Origin of the sequence: Qipengyuania sp. SS22 (assembly GCF_025736935.1) — a bacterium.
Classification (GTDB): Bacteria; Pseudomonadota; Alphaproteobacteria; order Sphingomonadales; family Sphingomonadaceae; genus Qipengyuania.
Window position 1 is genome coordinate 2,562,984 of record NZ_CP107048.1, and the last position, 14,323, is coordinate 2,577,306.

Genomic DNA, 14,323 nt, shown 5'->3' on the forward strand with positions numbered 1-14,323 from the left:
CGATCCATGGAGAGGACAGGCATCAGCGGAGAGGAACGGACCGGCCTTGCGGTCGCGGTCGTGCTGCACCTCGCGCTGTTCGCGATGCTGATCGTGCAGGGCCTGTTCCCCGCCCCCGTGATCGATCCGCCGGAGCGGATGACGGTGAGCCTGGCCGAGGACGTCGGAATGGAAGCCACTGCGCCCGATCCGGTTACCGAAAGCCGGGCGTCCATCGCGCCGACGCTCGACATCAACCCCGCACCCGCGCCTGCGCAGGACCAGCCCGCGCCGCCGCAGATTACCCGGCCGACCCCGCCGCAGGTGCAATCACCCGCTCCCTCGCCCAATGCCCGCGCCGATACCAGCCCCCGGCGGCGCCCCGATCCGCCGCGCACGCAAAGCCCGGCACAGCGCAGCGAAGCGCAGCCGCAGCGCAGCCAGAGCCAGCCGCAAAGCAGCCCGCGCAGTGGCGGTTCGCGGCTGAGCGACAATTTCCTCGAAGGTTCGGGAAGCAGCACGACGACCGACGAAACGCGCGTTCCCGCATCGCAAATCGGTGCTAGTGCGAAAGCATCGCTGTTCCAGGCGGTGGCCCGTCAATTGCGTCCCCATTGGCGCCCCGTAGATGGCGCGGATCGCGAGAAGCTGGTGTCGAAGATCCGCTTCCGACTCAATCCGGATGGAACGCTGGCGGGCGCGCCGACCCTGGTCGGCCAGCGCGGCGAAACCGAAGCCAATCGCGCGCAGGCGCCGCGCCATGCGGAAAATGCTATCAGGGCGGTTCAACTCGCCGCCCCTTTCGACCTCCCGCCCGAATATTACGAGGCGTGGAAGACCGTAACCGTTGATTTCGACTGGAACCTGTCCCGATGAAGCAATCAGCCCTGTTCGTCCTTTCGCTCCTGATCGCAGCCCCGCTCGCGGCGCAGAACCAGGATCTCGGCCAGCCGGTACTGGAGGGCGGCGAGGTCGAGACCATCGACGAGGGCGAAGGCCTCTCGGGAACGGTCAGCTTCGATGGCAATCTCGACGATCTCGGGATCGCCATCCCCGGCTTTGCGACCGATCGCGATGTCGCGACCCCGGCCAGTTCGTCGGGCACTGCGGCGTTGGGCAAGGAACTGGCGCGCGTCATCACCGCCGATTTGCGTAACAACGGCCTGTTCAAGCCGACCGGCCCTGATGCGCTGCCGCAGCCGAGCTTTGGCGAAATCACCGCACCCAATTGGTCGACGTGGTCCAATCGCGGCGCGGAAATGCTGGTCCATGGTTATGTCCGCGGGCGCAGCGACGATCGGCTGACGGTCGGCTGCTATCTCTACGATATGGCGCTGCAGCAGGAACTGGTCCGTGAAGGCTGGGTGGTCCCGCCGGCCGACTGGCGCCGCGCGGCGCATAAGTGCGCCGATCTGATCTATGCGCGCCTGACCGGCGAAAGCCCGTTCTTCGACAGCCGCATCGCCTATATCGCCGAAACCGGCCCCAAGGATAACCGGACCAAGCGGCTCGCCATCATGGATAGCGACGGCGCCAACCACCGCTTTATCACCACCGGTCGTTCCACTGCGCTGACGCCGCGCTATTCGCCTGACTACAAGCAGCTTGTCTATCTCAGCTATGTCGACGGCAATCCGCGGATTTATGTCTACGACATCGGCACGGGCCGCCAGACGTTGGTCACGCAAAGCAGCAATGCCACTTTCGCGCCGCGCTGGAGCCCGGACGGGCGCTGGATTCTCTATTCGATGGCGGTCGGCGGGAATACCGACATCTACCGCGTTGCCGCGCGGGGCGGGGAAAGCCAGCGGCTGACCGATACGCCGGGGATCGACATCGGCGGGTCCTATTCGCCCGATGGCAGCCAGATCGTGTTCGAAAGTGACCGTTCGGGCAGCCAGCAGATCTACATCATGAATGCCGATGGTACGGGCCAGCGCCGCCTGTCCTTCTTCGGCGGCCGCGCGGCGACGCCCGAATGGAGCCCGCGCGGCGACCAGATTGCCTTCACGCACATCGCGGGCAATTTCAACGTCTCGGTAATGAGCCCCAATGGCCGCAATATGCGCTCGCTGACGAATGGCTGGCAGGACGAGGCCCCGACATGGGCGCCCAACGGCCGCATCATCCAGTTCTTCCGCACCGAGCGAAACAGCGGTAAGACGTCGCTGTGGCAGGTCGATCTGACCGGCGACAATCTGCGCCGCCTGCCAACGCCGGTCGATGCGTCGGACCCGGCTTGGGGACCGATCCTGCCGTAACTGCATTGAAATACAACAGGGACCGAATTCGGGGGGCAAAACCGACTTCACCACGCTGTTTAAAAGGGGACAGCCTATGAATACCCGTGTTGCTACCGGTCTGATGCTTGCATCGACCATCGCGCTTGCAGCCTGCCAGAAAAAGGCACCTGAGGAACTGCCGCCGCCGCCGACGACCGAAACGCCTGCGCCGGCCCCCGCGCCGACGGGCCCGTCGGTCGGATCGCAGCAGCATTTCTTCAATGCCGTCGGGCAGGAGAATACGGTCGTTTACTTCGACACCGACCGCTTCAATATCGACGCCGAAGACCAGACCAAGCTGCAGCGCCAGGCGCAGTATTTCAGCCAGTATGCGCAGGTGACCTTCACCATCGAAGGCCATTGTGACGAACGCGGTACGCGTGACTACAACCTTGCGCTGGGCGAGCGCCGGGCCAATGCGGCGAAGAACTATCTCGTCTCGATCGGCATTCCTGCCAACCGTATCCGTACGGTAAGCTACGGCAAGGAACGCCCGATTGCGCTGGGTTCGAATGAATCGGCGTGGGCGCAGAACCGCCGCGCGGCGACCATCACCATCAGCTGATGAAACGAAAAGGGCTCCCGCCAGCGGGAGCCCTTTCAAACCTGCACTTGTGTACAGGTAGCGTTTATTGCGAGGCGGTGAGGCTCACCAGCGGTGCCTGCGCGACCATCTGGTCTGCCGCGTCCGCATGTAGCCCGCCCCGGCCTGCGATCAATACGAAGACCGCCATCGACAGGACCGCGGCAGTCGCGGAAAGGCCCAGCTGTTTGCTCATTATCGGTCTCATCGATCGGTTTCCTAGGACGAAGATATTAAGTAATTCTTGCAGTGCAACATTTCAAATTGAAACTTGTTCCTGAGCGCTTGCACCTTTCGCCTTTCCCCCTAGATTGACCCCATGCTTATCCGAAAAACGATTGTCCCGGCGCATGGCTAAGCCGCGCCGTTCCAACGATTGGGGCTTTCCGCGTTGGCGGGGCTATGGTTCGTCGCGCGAGGCGACGACGGTGCGCCTGTGCGATCGCCACGGGTGCGAAGAACCGGGTGCATGTCCTGCGCCCAAGGCACCGAACAGTCCCGAACGCTGGATGTTCTGTCAAAAGCACGCTGCCGAATACAATCGGAAGTGGGACTATTTCGAAGGCCTCGACAAGGCCGAGAAGGAAGCCCGCGCCACTGCCGAACGCAGTGAGAATGCGGGCTATGCCGAAGCCCAGCATTATGGCTGGAGCGGGAGCGGTGACGGATCGCGCAGCGCCGACGAAATGCGCGCGCTGGATGTGCTAGAGCTTGAAGCAGACGCCGAATTCGTTGCGATCAAGAAGGCGTGGCGTGACAAGGCCAAGACCGTCCACCCCGATGTCAAACCGGGCGACAAGGAAGCGGCTACCGAATTCCAGAAGCTGCAGCTCGCCTATGAAGTGCTCAAGGCCGCCGAAGAGCGCCGCGAGTGGAAGGGCTAGCCGTCACGACGGCTATTTCGGTTTGGTATCTATCGTCGGAATTGGATTGTCGTTCCACCATGGTGCATCGGTGAACGGTCGGACGTCCACTTCATGGCTCCAGCAATTGCGCGGCTGGTGCGCGAGATGCCAGTAGGTTTCGGCCACCGCGCCAGGATCGATCACCCCGTCCTCGCCTTTCGCGGCTTTGTAGGCCTCGAACCTGTTACCGAGCAGCTTGCCCAGCGTGTCGGGTGCATCCACCGATCCATCGACCACAACATGGGCGACATGTACGCCCTGCGGCGCGAATTCGGCGTTGAGTGTCTGGCACAGCATGCGGCGTCCGCCCATCGCGGCAGCATGGCTGTGCTGACCCGAATTCCCGCGCACTGCAGCGGTGGCCGAAGTGACGAGGATGGTGCCGCTCCCGCGCGCGACCATCAGCGGCGCCACCGCATGCGCCAGCCGGAACAGGCCGAAGCATCCCAGCCGCCAGCCCAGTTCGAAGGTCCGGTGCGGGGTATCGCCGAGCGTGCGGTTCCCGATCTGCGCGCCCAGATTGTAGAGCACGGTGTCGATCGGCCCGATGTCGCGCTCAACCCGTTCGACCAGTTCCTCGATCGAGCCATCCGCCGCCGCGTCGAGCAGCGTGCCCGTCGCCTTGCCGCCATCTTCCTCGATCGCGCCGACCAGGCTGGCCAGTCCCGCTTCGTCGGACCGCCGCGCGAGCACTGCGTGATAGCCCCCGCGGGCGAACCGCGCTGCCGCATGGCCGCCGATTCCCGCGCCCGCGCCGATTACCAGAAACACCTTGTCCGTCATGCCCGCCTCCCTACAGCCGGGCGACGATAGAAACTGCCAGCCTTTGGCCCAAGTCCGGACCCTGTTCGGGGTAGAGATAAGGCTCGATCAACTCCGCTTCCATTACCGCCAGTTCGCCCGATGGCAGGCGCACCATGTCGATCCGGCTATAGAGCGGAGCGTCGAATGGCAGCGCGGCCATGACCGCCGCGGCCGTCGCAAGATCCTCCGGTGTGGGCGCGTACTCGCGCTCGTAACCGCCGTAGAGCGACTGGATACGATAGTCGTCCGCGCCAGCGCATTTCAGGACGCCATGGCTGAAGGCGCCGTCGATGAAGACGAAGGTATATTCGCCTTCCTCGACCACGCTCGGCAAGAAGGGCTGGATCATGCAGGGGCGGCCCATCGTCCAATCCGCGTCGGGAAGCGCGTCGCGGGTGAAGCTGTGCTGGCCCAGTCCGCCCGCGCCGACCTGGCGTTTGACCACGACGCGGTCGGTAGCGAATTCATCCATCGCCGCACGCACATCGGCCGGGGCTGCATCGTCGAGCCAGAGCGTGGGCACAGTCGTCGCCTCGCGCTTGGCCAGTTCGCGCAAATAGCGTTTGTCAGCATTCCAGCGGACTACCTCGGGGGGATTGCAGACCGCGATCCCTTTCGCGGCGAGCGCGTGGAGCCGGTCGAGGAATTCCTCGAGATGGTCCTGATAATCCCACGCGGTTCCGAGCAGGACCAGTGCGATGTCGCCGAACGCTTCCAGCGAAGCGCGCCAGTCGACCTCGACCAGCTCCAGTCCTGCCGCTTCGAATGCGGGCCGCAGCGCGCGCACTTCGAGATCGTGCTCGAACGCGTCTCCCCGGCGAGGACCCTCGCCGGGGAGCGTTTCGGGACAGGCGAGGAAGCCGATCCGGGTCAGACCGCCTCCAGCGCTTGGGTAAAGTCTGCGATCAGATCGTCGGGATCCTCGATACCGATGCTGATACGCACGAGGTTGTCCGAGATACCCAGTTCCGCACGGCGTCCTTCGGCAACCGACAGATGCGTCATCGAGGCCGGGTGGCTCGCCAGCGTTTCGGTCCCGCCGAGGCTGACCGCCAGCTTGGCGATCTTGAGCGCGTCGAGGAAGCGGAAGCACTCCGCCTCACCGCCCTTGAGCAGCAGCGAGAAGGTGCTGCCCGCGCCTTTGCAGTGGCGATCGTAGATGTCCTGCTGGCGGGCATCCTTGATCATGCCGAGATAGCCGAGACCCTCGACCTTGGGATGCTGGGCAAGAAAGTCGCAGACCTTGGCGGCGTTCTCGCCCGCGCGATTCATGCGCAGTTCGACCGTCTCTAGGCTACGCATCAACATCCAGGCCGTGTTCGGATCGCAGATGCCGCCCATGGTGTTGCGCAGCATGCGCACCGGATCCATCCACTTCTTCGCGCCGGCAATGCTGCCCGCGACGAGATCCGAATGGCCGCCGACATACTTGGTCAGAGAATAGACCACGATGTCGGCCCCCTGGTCGAGCGGACGCTGCCACAGCGGGCCGAGGAAGGTGTTGTCGATCGCGATCGGGCAGTCGAGCTGCGCCGCATCTACCGACGCACGCACCGCTTCGACATCGACCAGCGCATTAGTCGGGTTACCCGGGCTTTCCAGATAGATCATGCACACCTTGCCGCCCTGCTCGTCGGCCTGTGCCTTGGCCTTGGCGAGCACCGCGTCGATTTCCTCGCGCGTCGCACCGGCGGGGAAGTCGACATAGGTCACGCCGAACTTGGCGAGCACCTTGGCGACGAAGCCTTCGGAGGCGGCGTAGAGCGGGCCCGAATGGACGATCACGTCATTCTGGCTGGCATAGGCGAGCATCAGGACGCAGATCGCGGTCATGCCGCTGGAGAAGCTGAGCGCATCCTCGGCGCCGTCCCATACCGACAGGCGATCCTCGAGGATTTCCTGGTTGGGGGCATTGAAGCGCGAATAGACGAGACCGTCTGCGCCGCCCGGGCGCTTGCCGGTGATGCCTTCAAAATGGCGCTTGCCGTCGGCGGCGCTGGGAAAGGCGAAGGTCGAGGTGAGGAAGATTGGCGGCTTGAGGCTGCCTTCGGACAACACCGGGTCATAGCCATAACCCATCATCAGTGTGCTGGGCTTGAGTTCGCGCCCGTCGATTTTGGTGACTTCGGGCTTGGGTGCCATGCGCGGCGAGGTAGGGTCGATATCGTGGTCGCTCATCGGGCGAACCTCCTTCCTGATCTATGCTCCCAGGAAGGCGGGAGCCAAGGCGGATGGGCCGCGGCACCCGTTCCTAACCTCCGCAGGAACGCTTCTCCGCCGACCGCCGCTGTGGGCCAGTCCATATGTTGGACCGAAGTTGGTTTCAACTGCGACGAGTCCCATGGGATGGAACGCATGGAACACGGTCCTGAAGCAAAGAACGCTCAGCCCGGGGAAAAGCTATTGGAAGAGGGCGGAAATGCGGTGCAGCGGTCATGTAGCGGGGTCTAGCGCGACTGGGCCGAGGTAGGAAAGTTCCCTCGTCCCCACTCCATGCAGCATGGCGCTATGCCAGCGTCGCCATTCCCCACACCACGCCGACGATCATGAAGATGCCGGCGATGTCGAGCAACAGGCCCGCCTTCACCATGCGGTCGATGCGAATATGCCCGGTCGACCAGGCAATGGCATTCGGTCCGGTGCCTGCCGGCAGCATGAAGCCCCAGCTCGCCGCCAGCGCTGCGGGCATGGCGAGCAGGATCGGGTCCACGCCCAGTGCCACCACCAGCGCGGCGATTACCGGAATGATCCCGGTGGCCGTCGCGACATTGCTGGCAAATTCGGTGATCAGCACCACCATCGCGACAACCGCGAGAGCGACAAATACGAGCGGAAAGGCTTCGAGCGGAAGCAGCGCATTGCCGAGCCAGTCGGCCAGCCCGCTCGCGTTCATGCCCGCCGCCAGCGCCAGCCCGCCGCCGAACATCATGATGACGCCCCACGGCGCGCGGTTGGCTTCTTCCCACACCAGCAGCGGCCGCCCGGTGCCATCGGGGAGCAGGAACAGCGCCAGGCTGGCAATGATGGCGATGGTGCCATCGGTCCACGACCCTTCCGGGAGGTAGGGCCCCAGCACCAGCCGCGTCATCCAGGCGGCGAAGGTCAGCGCGACGACGATCATCAGGCGCCGTTCGGCGGGTCCCATCGGCTGTTTGTTGACCACGGCGGCGCGGGCCGCGGCTACATCGAAAGGATGCGCGGAAACGCGCTGGACGCGCGCCACCAGGAAAGCCGCGAGCGGAACGCCGAGCAGCACGATGGGGAAGCCGTAGAACGACCATTCGGCAAAGCTGATCTGCGCGCCGATCATGGTATCGAGCAGCCCCACCGCAATCGCATTGGTCGGCGATCCGACCAGCGTGCCGAGCCCGCCGATGCTCGCTGCAAACGCGATCCCCATGGGCAAGGCGCCCGCCAGCCCGTCGCGGTCGCCGGCGAGCACCCCGCCGCCCGCGAGGACGGCGACGGCCATGGGCATCATGATGAGAGTGGTGGAGGTGTTCGAAATCAGCATCGACAGGATCGCGGCGGCGATCATGAAGGCCAACAGCAGGCCGGCCTGTCCGCCGCGCCCGCCAAGCAGGCTGAGGATTCCCAGCGCAAGCCGCCGGTGCAGGCCGGTGCGCTCGATCGCCAGCGCGATGAACCCGCCGCCCAGCAGCAGGAACAGGATGTCGGAATAATAGGCGCTGGCGGTTTCCTTGGCGCTCATCACCCCGGCAAAGGGCAGCACGATGAACGGCATCAGCGCGGTCGCGGTCAGCGGCAGCGCCTCGGTCATCCACCAGGCGGCCATCAGCACCACCAGCCCGGCGACGATGAATGCCTCGCGTTCCATGCCCGCGGGCGTGGGCAGGAAAATGCTGGCCAGCAGCGCCGCAGCGCCCACCAGCAATCCGATATGTCTGGCCGCCATGTGCTGCGATCCCCCCTCGGCGCGAACTGCTAACAGCGGCGCGCGGGCGGGGCAACGCGCCAGGCGCATGGATGCCCGATACGAAAAGGGCGGCCCCGAAGCGCCGCCCTTTCGCAATGCAGTGTGGTGCGCGCCTTACTTGGGCGCGAGCACCATGATCATCTGACGCCCTTCGAGGCGCGGGAAGGCTTCGACCTTGGCGATTTCCTCGACATCGTCGCGGACGCGGTTGAGGAGATCCATGCCGAGCTGCTGGTGCGCCATTTCGCGGCCGCGGAACCGCAGCGTGCATTTCACCTTGTCGCCGTTCTCGAGGAACTTGACGACATTGCGCATCTTCACCTCGTAATCGTGGGTGTCGATGTTCGGGCGCATCTTGACCTCTTTGATTTCCTGGGTCTTCTGCGTCTTGCGGGCGAGGTTGGCTTTTTTCTGCGCTTCGTAGCGGTGCTTGCCGACATCGAGGAACTTGCACACCGGCGGGTCCGCATTGGGGGACACTTCGACGAGGTTGAGACCAAGTTCATTGGCCTGCTCGACCGCTTCGCGGGTGAACATAACGCCGATGTTTTCGCCTTCGTGATCGATCACGCGGACTTTCGGCACATTGATCATGTTATCGTAGCGCGGGCCGCTTTTCACGGGCATTTGCATGCTGCGCCGGGGTGGACGGGCTATGGGGCACTCTCCTTTGGTGGCCGTATTTGGACATGTTGCGGTATTCGGAAAGCCAGCATGTAGGCATTCCCGGGCGGATTCGGAAGTGTGTTATGCGAATGGGGCGCATATTTGCGCGCTGTTGTTGCCATCAGGCAGCGCGGTTCCACAGGTTGAAGCGCGCCAGCTGGCCCTTGGCCGGGACCACCGCATCGATCCGCTGCGCTGGCTGGAGCGCTTCCAAGATCGCCGGATCGGCGGCATCCATTCCCCCGGTAAAAGCGCCGAATGCGGGCAGGATCATGCGTCCGCCCGGCTTGCGGCCGGGGCCGTCGTTCGCACTGATCACCGCACAAGGACGGCGGATATGGCGCTGGCGCACCTTGAGCTGGAGGCGCGGATGGTAATGGCCCGACAGTTCGGGGCGGATTTCGCCCGCCTTGGCGCGGTGGCGCAGGATCAGCCCGCCGAGCTCGAGTTCTTCCGCCAGCGTGCCGCCGCAGCGCGCTTCCATTGCGGGATCGTGATTGCCGGTGATCCAGACCCAGTCGACCGTGCGGGTCAGCGCGTGAAGCATCCCCGCGGCGTGCTCTTCAAGCCGGGTCGAGCCGGCCGAATCGTGGAAATTGTCGCCCAGCGTGATGACCCGGCGCGCGCCCGTTTCGCGGATCGCCAGCGCCACGCGTTCCAGCGTTTCGCGGCTGTCATAGGGCGGGATCAGCTGCCCGTGCCGCGCGAAGAAACTGCCTTTTTCCAGATGCAGGTCGGCCACCAGCAGCGCGCGCTCGCGCGGCCAGTACAGCGCGCGGCCTTCGGTGAGGAGCCATTCCTCGCCTGCGAACGAAAGGGGAACCATGGCTCGCTATTGCCGTAGCGAAGTGGGGATGGCAAGGCTTTTGCCATGACCGACTGGACCCAGCAGACCGAGACCGCCCGCGCCTGGTTCGAAAGCCTGCGCGACCGCATCTGCACCGAATTCGAAGCCATCGAGCGCGAAGCGGGCAGCGATGCCGGCTTCCAGTACGACAGCTGGAGCCGCGAAGAGGAAAACAATGCCGATCCCGGCGGCGGGACGCGCGGCTTGATGAAGGGCAAGGTGTTCGAAAAGGTCGGCGTCAACGTCTCGACCGTGCGCGGCAATTTCGCGCAGGAATTCGCCGCCACGATCAATGGCGCCAGCGCGGACAGCCCGGGCTTCACCGCCACCGGCATCAGCCTGGTCGCGCATATGGCCAATCCGCATGTGCCCGCAGTGCATATGAACACGCGCTTCCTGACTACCGGCAAGGCGTGGTTCGGCGGCGGGGCGGATCTCAATCCGCCGATCCCCTATGCCGAGGACACGGACGAATTCCACGCCTGTTTCCGCGCGGCCTGTGCGGCGCACAACCCGACCTATTACGAACGATTCAAGAAGTGGGCCGACGACTATTTCTACATCCCCCACCGCGGCGTGCACCGCGGCGTGGGCGGGATATTCTACGACCACCTCGAATGTGAAGATCCTGCTATCGACGAAGGGGCCGCGTTCGACCGTAATCTCGCTTTCACCAAGGATGTGGGCGAGGCTTTTCTCGATATCTTCCCCAAGCTGGTGCGCCGGCGGATGGAGAGCGATTTCACTGATGCCGACAAGCTGACCCAGCTCGAATGGCGCGGGCGCTATGCCGAGTTCAATCTCGTCTATGACCGCGGCACGCTGTTCGGCCTCAAGACCGGCGGCAATATCGACGCGATTCTGATGAGCCTGCCCCCCGAAGCGGTGTGGAGCTGAACCGGCCACGCGCCCAAGCACTGCAAAAATAGACAAATAGCCGGGTCGCGTATCCGGCCTTCACCGGAGACCTTTCATGCGTAAATTCGCCGCCCCGCTCGCCCTATTGCTCGCCAGCACCGCCTGTACCACGATGGAAGCGGCGCCCGCGCCGGTGGCTGCGGCAGCGGACCGTATGGTTTCGCCGATCCTGACCTCGCCCGAGGCAGTCGATACACTGACCCATGCGCAGCCGCAGGTCGCGCGGGTGACGCATGTCGCGCTCGATCTGGACCTCGATTTCGACGCCAAGCGCGTCGGCGGGACGGCGCAGCTGACCGTGTTGGCCGCGCCGGGGGCCGAGGAGATCGTGCTCGACACCAACGGGCTTGAGATCGCGCAGGTCACCGACGGGCAGGGCCGCGCGCTGTCCTATGCGGTGGGCGAGGCAGTAGCCGAAGGCGGCAAGGGCGCGCCGCTGACGATTCGGCTCGACGGGGCGGAGACGCTGCGCATTGCCTATCGCGCGCCCGCCGATGCCAGCGCGCTGCAATGGCTCAGCCCGGAACAGACCAAGGGCGGGGAGCATCCCTTCCTCTTCAGCCAGGGACAGGCGATCCTCAACCGCAGCTGGATCCCGACGCAGGACAGCCCCGGCATCCGCCAGACGTGGGAAGCGCGGATCACCGCACCCGAGCCGCTCGATGTGGTAATGAGCGGCGTGCGCCAAGGCGAGCCCGAAGATCTGGGCGATGGTCGCCGTGCGTTCACCTTCGTGATGGACAAGCCGGTGCCGCCCTATCTCATCGCGCTGGCGGCGGGCGATATCGATTTCCGCGCGATCGGTCCGCGCACCGGCGTCTGGGCCGAACCCGCCACGCTCGACCGGGCATGGCGCGAAGTGAACGACACCGAGGAAATGGTCGTCGCGGCGGAGGAGCTCTACGGTGAATACCGCTGGGGCCGCTACGACATGATCGTGCTGCCGCCCGCCTTCCCCTATGGCGGGATGGAAAACCCGGTGATGACCTTCCTCACCCCGACATTCATCGCGGGCGACCGGTCGAACAACGGCCTCGTCGCGCACGAACTGGCGCATAGCTGGTCGGGCAATCTCGTCACCAACGCCGTATGGGGAGACAGCTGGCTCAACGAGGGCGTGACCACCTATTTCGAGAACCGCATCGTCGAGGCGGTCTATGGCAAGCAGCGCGCCGAGCAGGAAGCCGCGCTGATGTTTGCCAATATCCAGGAAACGCTGGCCGAAGTGGGCGCGGATGCCCCCGGTACCGCGCTCAGCACCGATGGCGGCTACCAGCTCGGCAGCGCGATCGCTTACGACAAGGGCGCGTTCTTCCTGCGCACGGTAGAAAGCGTGGTCGGCCGCGAGCGTTTCGATGCCTGGCTGCGCCAGTGGTTCGACAATCACGCGTTTCAGCCCGCTACCAGCGAGCTGTTCCTCGCGGACATGATGGAAAACCTGGTGCAGGGCGAGGCCGAGGCCGACCGGCTGCAACTCCGCGAATGGATCTTCGAGCCGGGCCTGCCCGCGAATGTCGCGCGGCCCGATCCGGCGGCCTTTGCCGCGGTCGATGCCGCGGTGTCCGCCTATGCCGCCGAGGGCACGATCCCGGACGGCTATGCGCAGTGGAGCAGCGCCGAGCGCCAGCGCTTCCTCGACAACATCCCCAAGCAGCGCACCGCCGAGCAACTGGCCGCGCTAAACAAGGCGCTAGGCCTGTCGGGCACGGGCAATAACGAAGAGCTGTTCCTGTGGCTCGAACTGGCGCTCGCCAACCGCTACGAACCCGCGGTGCCGCAGGCGGAGGAATTCCTCGCCGAGGTCGGCCGCGCGAAATTCGTGCGCCCGCTGTTCCGGGTGCTGTGGGATCAGGACGAATGGGGCCGGCCGATCGCGCAGCGCATCTATGCCGAGACCCGCGGCCGCTACCACGCGGTAACGCGCGGCGGGGTCGACCGCATTCTCGGGACCGAGGGCTAAGTCACACCATATCGGCGGGGCGGACGAGGCGGTCGAAGGTCGGCTCGTCCACCAGCCCCAGCTCGAGGCTCGCCTGCTTGAGCGTCTGGCCGGTCTGGTGCGCATGCTTGGCGATCTTGGCGGCATTGTCGTAGCCGATCTCCGGCGCCAATGCCGTTACCAGCATCAAGGAGCGTTCGACCAGCGCGGCGATCTGTTCAATGTTCGCCTCGATCCCCTCGACGCAGCGGACGGCAAAGCCCTCCATCCCGATTGCGAGCAATTCGACCGAGCGGATCACGTTCGATCCAATCAGCGGCATGAACACGTTGAGCTCGAAATGGCCCTGCATTCCGCCCACCGTCACCGCCTGGTGATTGCCGATCACCTGGCCTGCGACCATGGTCAGCATCTCGCATTGGGTCGGGTTGACCTTGCCCGGCATGATCGAGCTGCCCGGTTCGTTTGCGGGTAGCGACAGTTCACCAAGGCCCGAGCGCGGACCCGAAGCGAGGAAGCGGATATCGTTGGCGATCTTGTTGAGCGCCACTGCGAGTGTGTTGAGCGCGCCCGAGAAGGACACCAGCCCGTCCTTTGCAGCGAGCTGTTCGAAGGTGTTGGGGGCAGGCTCGAAGGCAAAGCCGGTGATGTCGCTGATCGCGCCAGCCATATCCGCAGCCCAGCCATCCGGCGCATTGAGCCCGGTGCCGACCGCGGTGCCGCCGATCGCGAGCTTGCGGATGTCGTTCTCCAATGCGCCCTCGATCCGCACCCGGCAGCTTTTCAGCTGCGCGACATAGCCGGAGAATTCCTGCCCCAGCGTCAGCGGGGTGGCGTCCTGCGTATGCGTGCGGCCGATCTTGACGATATCGGCAAAGGCCAGCGCCTTGGCATCGAGTGCTGCGGCCAGCCGGTCGAGCGCGGGCAACAGCGCATCGCGCGACGTTAGCGCCGTGGCGATATGCAGTGCGGTGGGAAAGCTGTCGTTCGAGCTTTGCGACCGGTTTACATGGTCATTGGGATGGACCGGCTCCTTCCCGCCTCGGGTGCCCGCCAGCGCTTCGTTGGCGATCCCGGCAATGACCTCGTTGACGTTCATATTGGTTTGAGTCCCGCTGCCGGTCTGGAAGATGGTCAGTGGAAACTGGTTGTCATAATCGCCTGCGCGGATCGCTGTGGCGGCGCGCTCGATCGCATCGGCAAGCGGTGCCTCCAGCCCGTGCTGGCGATTGATCCGCGCGGCAGCCTGTTTGACCGTCGCTTGCGCGTGGACGATCTGGATAGGCATGCGCTGGTGCGCGGGGAAAGGGAAATTTTCCAGGCTGCGCTGCGTCTGCGCGCCCCAGTAGGCGTCGGCAGGAACTTCGATGGGACCGATGGAATCGGTTTCGGTGCGCGTGTCGGTCATGGCCTGTCGGGTCTCCGGATTGCTCGATGCCACAGGTAGGATCACGAGGCGTCGC

At 64.8% G+C, this 14,323-nt stretch carries 14 protein-coding genes; 6 read left to right on the forward strand and 8 right to left on the reverse strand.

Annotated elements, in window-relative coordinates:
- Window positions 1–6: 6 nt before the first annotated feature.
- From N6L26_RS12825 to pal, 3 genes are all read left to right on the forward strand, one after another.
- Entirely contained in the window at window positions 7–855 is an 849-nt protein-coding gene (locus tag N6L26_RS12825) for an energy transducer TonB (RefSeq protein ID WP_263605942.1), read from the forward strand.
- Entirely contained in the window at window positions 852–2,240 is a 1,389-nt protein-coding gene (gene tolB / locus N6L26_RS12830) for a Tol-Pal system beta propeller repeat protein TolB (protein WP_263605943.1), read from the forward strand. The genes N6L26_RS12825 and tolB overlap by 4 nt, the downstream gene beginning before the upstream one ends.
- A 76-nt stretch (window positions 2,241–2,316) precedes the next feature.
- Window positions 2,317–2,826 (forward strand): peptidoglycan-associated lipoprotein Pal, encoded by a 510-nt coding sequence (pal, locus tag N6L26_RS12835; protein ID WP_263605944.1) that lies wholly within the window; start codon window positions 2,317–2,319, stop codon window positions 2,824–2,826.
- 64 nt (window positions 2,827–2,890) lie between these two features.
- On the opposite strand, the gene N6L26_RS12840 is transcribed toward pal, so the two are convergent.
- Window positions 2,891–3,040, reverse strand: coding sequence for a hypothetical protein (locus N6L26_RS12840; RefSeq protein WP_263605945.1), 150 nt, complete (start codon window positions 3,038–3,040; stop codon window positions 2,891–2,893).
- A 154-nt stretch (window positions 3,041–3,194) separates the two neighbouring features.
- Here N6L26_RS12840 and N6L26_RS12845 point away from each other — a divergent pair, with 154 nt between their 5' ends.
- On the forward strand, window positions 3,195–3,728 hold the full coding sequence (locus N6L26_RS12845; RefSeq protein WP_263605946.1) for a J domain-containing protein: 534 nt from the start codon (window positions 3,195–3,197) through the stop codon (window positions 3,726–3,728).
- Between the two features lie 12 nt (window positions 3,729–3,740).
- Here N6L26_RS12845 and N6L26_RS12850 read toward each other — a convergent pair whose 3' ends face one another.
- The 6 genes from N6L26_RS12850 to pdeM form a co-directional block, all read right to left on the reverse strand.
- Window positions 3,741–4,532, reverse strand: a complete 792-nt coding sequence (locus N6L26_RS12850) for an SDR family NAD(P)-dependent oxidoreductase (protein WP_263605947.1) — start codon at window positions 4,530–4,532, stop codon at window positions 3,741–3,743.
- Window positions 4,533–4,542: 10 nt separating this feature from the next.
- Complete coding sequence (locus N6L26_RS12855) at window positions 4,543–5,340, reverse strand: ATP-grasp domain-containing protein (RefSeq protein ID WP_263605948.1); 798 nt, start codon at window positions 5,338–5,340, stop codon at window positions 4,543–4,545.
- A gap of 83 nt (window positions 5,341–5,423) precedes the next feature.
- Complete coding sequence (locus N6L26_RS12860; RefSeq protein WP_263605949.1) at window positions 5,424–6,731, reverse strand: cystathionine gamma-synthase family protein; 1,308 nt, start codon at window positions 6,729–6,731, stop codon at window positions 5,424–5,426.
- Between the two features lie 328 nt (window positions 6,732–7,059).
- Window positions 7,060–8,469: an SLC13 family permease gene (locus tag N6L26_RS12865; protein ID WP_263605950.1), complete on the reverse strand. Its 1,410-nt coding sequence runs from the start codon at window positions 8,467–8,469 to the stop codon at window positions 7,060–7,062.
- 135 nt (window positions 8,470–8,604) lie between these two features.
- A complete protein-coding gene (gene infC, locus N6L26_RS12870) occupies window positions 8,605–9,123 on the reverse strand; it encodes a translation initiation factor IF-3 (protein WP_082835772.1) in 519 nt (172 codons plus the stop codon).
- A 154-nt stretch (window positions 9,124–9,277) separates the two neighbouring features.
- Window positions 9,278–9,982, reverse strand: a complete 705-nt coding sequence (gene pdeM, locus N6L26_RS12875; RefSeq protein ID WP_263605951.1) for a ligase-associated DNA damage response endonuclease PdeM — start codon at window positions 9,980–9,982, stop codon at window positions 9,278–9,280.
- 45 nt (window positions 9,983–10,027) lie between these two features.
- On the opposite strand from pdeM, the gene hemF reads away from it, so the two are divergent.
- Both hemF and N6L26_RS12885 read left to right on the forward strand, forming a co-directional pair.
- On the forward strand, window positions 10,028–10,900 hold the full coding sequence (hemF, locus tag N6L26_RS12880; RefSeq protein WP_263605952.1) for an oxygen-dependent coproporphyrinogen oxidase: 873 nt from the start codon (window positions 10,028–10,030) through the stop codon (window positions 10,898–10,900).
- 76 nt (window positions 10,901–10,976) lie between these two features.
- Entirely contained in the window at window positions 10,977–12,881 is a 1,905-nt protein-coding gene (locus N6L26_RS12885; protein WP_263605953.1) for a M1 family metallopeptidase, read from the forward strand.
- Between the two features lies 1 nt (window position 12,882).
- On the opposite strand, the gene fumC is transcribed toward N6L26_RS12885, so the two are convergent.
- Window positions 12,883–14,268 carry a class II fumarate hydratase gene (gene fumC, locus N6L26_RS12890; RefSeq protein ID WP_263605954.1) on the reverse strand — a complete coding sequence of 462 codons (1,386 nt, stop codon included), beginning with the start codon at window positions 14,266–14,268 and terminating at the stop codon, window positions 12,883–12,885.
- Window positions 14,269–14,323 lie beyond the last annotated feature (55 nt).

Excerpts from the sequence above, each read along its gene's own strand:
- N6L26_RS12825 (WP_263605942.1), top strand. The coding sequence starts at position 7 with ATGGAGAGGACAGGCATCAGCGGAGAGGAACGGACCGGCCTTGCGGTC.
- tolB (WP_263605943.1), top strand. The coding sequence starts at position 852 with ATGAAGCAATCAGCCCTGTTCGTCCTTTCGCTCCTGATCGCAGCCCCG.
- pal (WP_263605944.1), top strand. The coding sequence starts at position 2,317 with ATGAATACCCGTGTTGCTACCGGTCTGATGCTTGCATCGACCATCGCG.
- N6L26_RS12840 (WP_263605945.1), bottom strand. The coding sequence starts at position 3,040 with ATGAGCAAACAGCTGGGCCTTTCCGCGACTGCCGCGGTCCTGTCGATG.
- N6L26_RS12845 (WP_263605946.1), top strand. The coding sequence starts at position 3,195 with ATGGCTAAGCCGCGCCGTTCCAACGATTGGGGCTTTCCGCGTTGGCGG.
- N6L26_RS12850 (WP_263605947.1), bottom strand. The coding sequence starts at position 4,532 with ATGACGGACAAGGTGTTTCTGGTAATCGGCGCGGGCGCGGGAATCGGC.
- N6L26_RS12860 (WP_263605949.1), bottom strand. The coding sequence starts at position 6,731 with ATGAGCGACCACGATATCGACCCTACCTCGCCGCGCATGGCACCCAAG.
- N6L26_RS12865 (WP_263605950.1), bottom strand. The coding sequence starts at position 8,469 with ATGGCGGCCAGACATATCGGATTGCTGGTGGGCGCTGCGGCGCTGCTG.
- infC (WP_082835772.1), bottom strand. The coding sequence starts at position 9,123 with ATGCAAATGCCCGTGAAAAGCGGCCCGCGCTACGATAACATGATCAAT.
- pdeM (WP_263605951.1), bottom strand. The coding sequence starts at position 9,982 with ATGGTTCCCCTTTCGTTCGCAGGCGAGGAATGGCTCCTCACCGAAGGC.
- hemF (WP_263605952.1), top strand. The coding sequence starts at position 10,028 with ATGACCGACTGGACCCAGCAGACCGAGACCGCCCGCGCCTGGTTCGAA.
- N6L26_RS12885 (WP_263605953.1), top strand. The coding sequence starts at position 10,977 with ATGCGTAAATTCGCCGCCCCGCTCGCCCTATTGCTCGCCAGCACCGCC.
- fumC (WP_263605954.1), bottom strand. The coding sequence starts at position 14,268 with ATGACCGACACGCGCACCGAAACCGATTCCATCGGTCCCATCGAAGTT.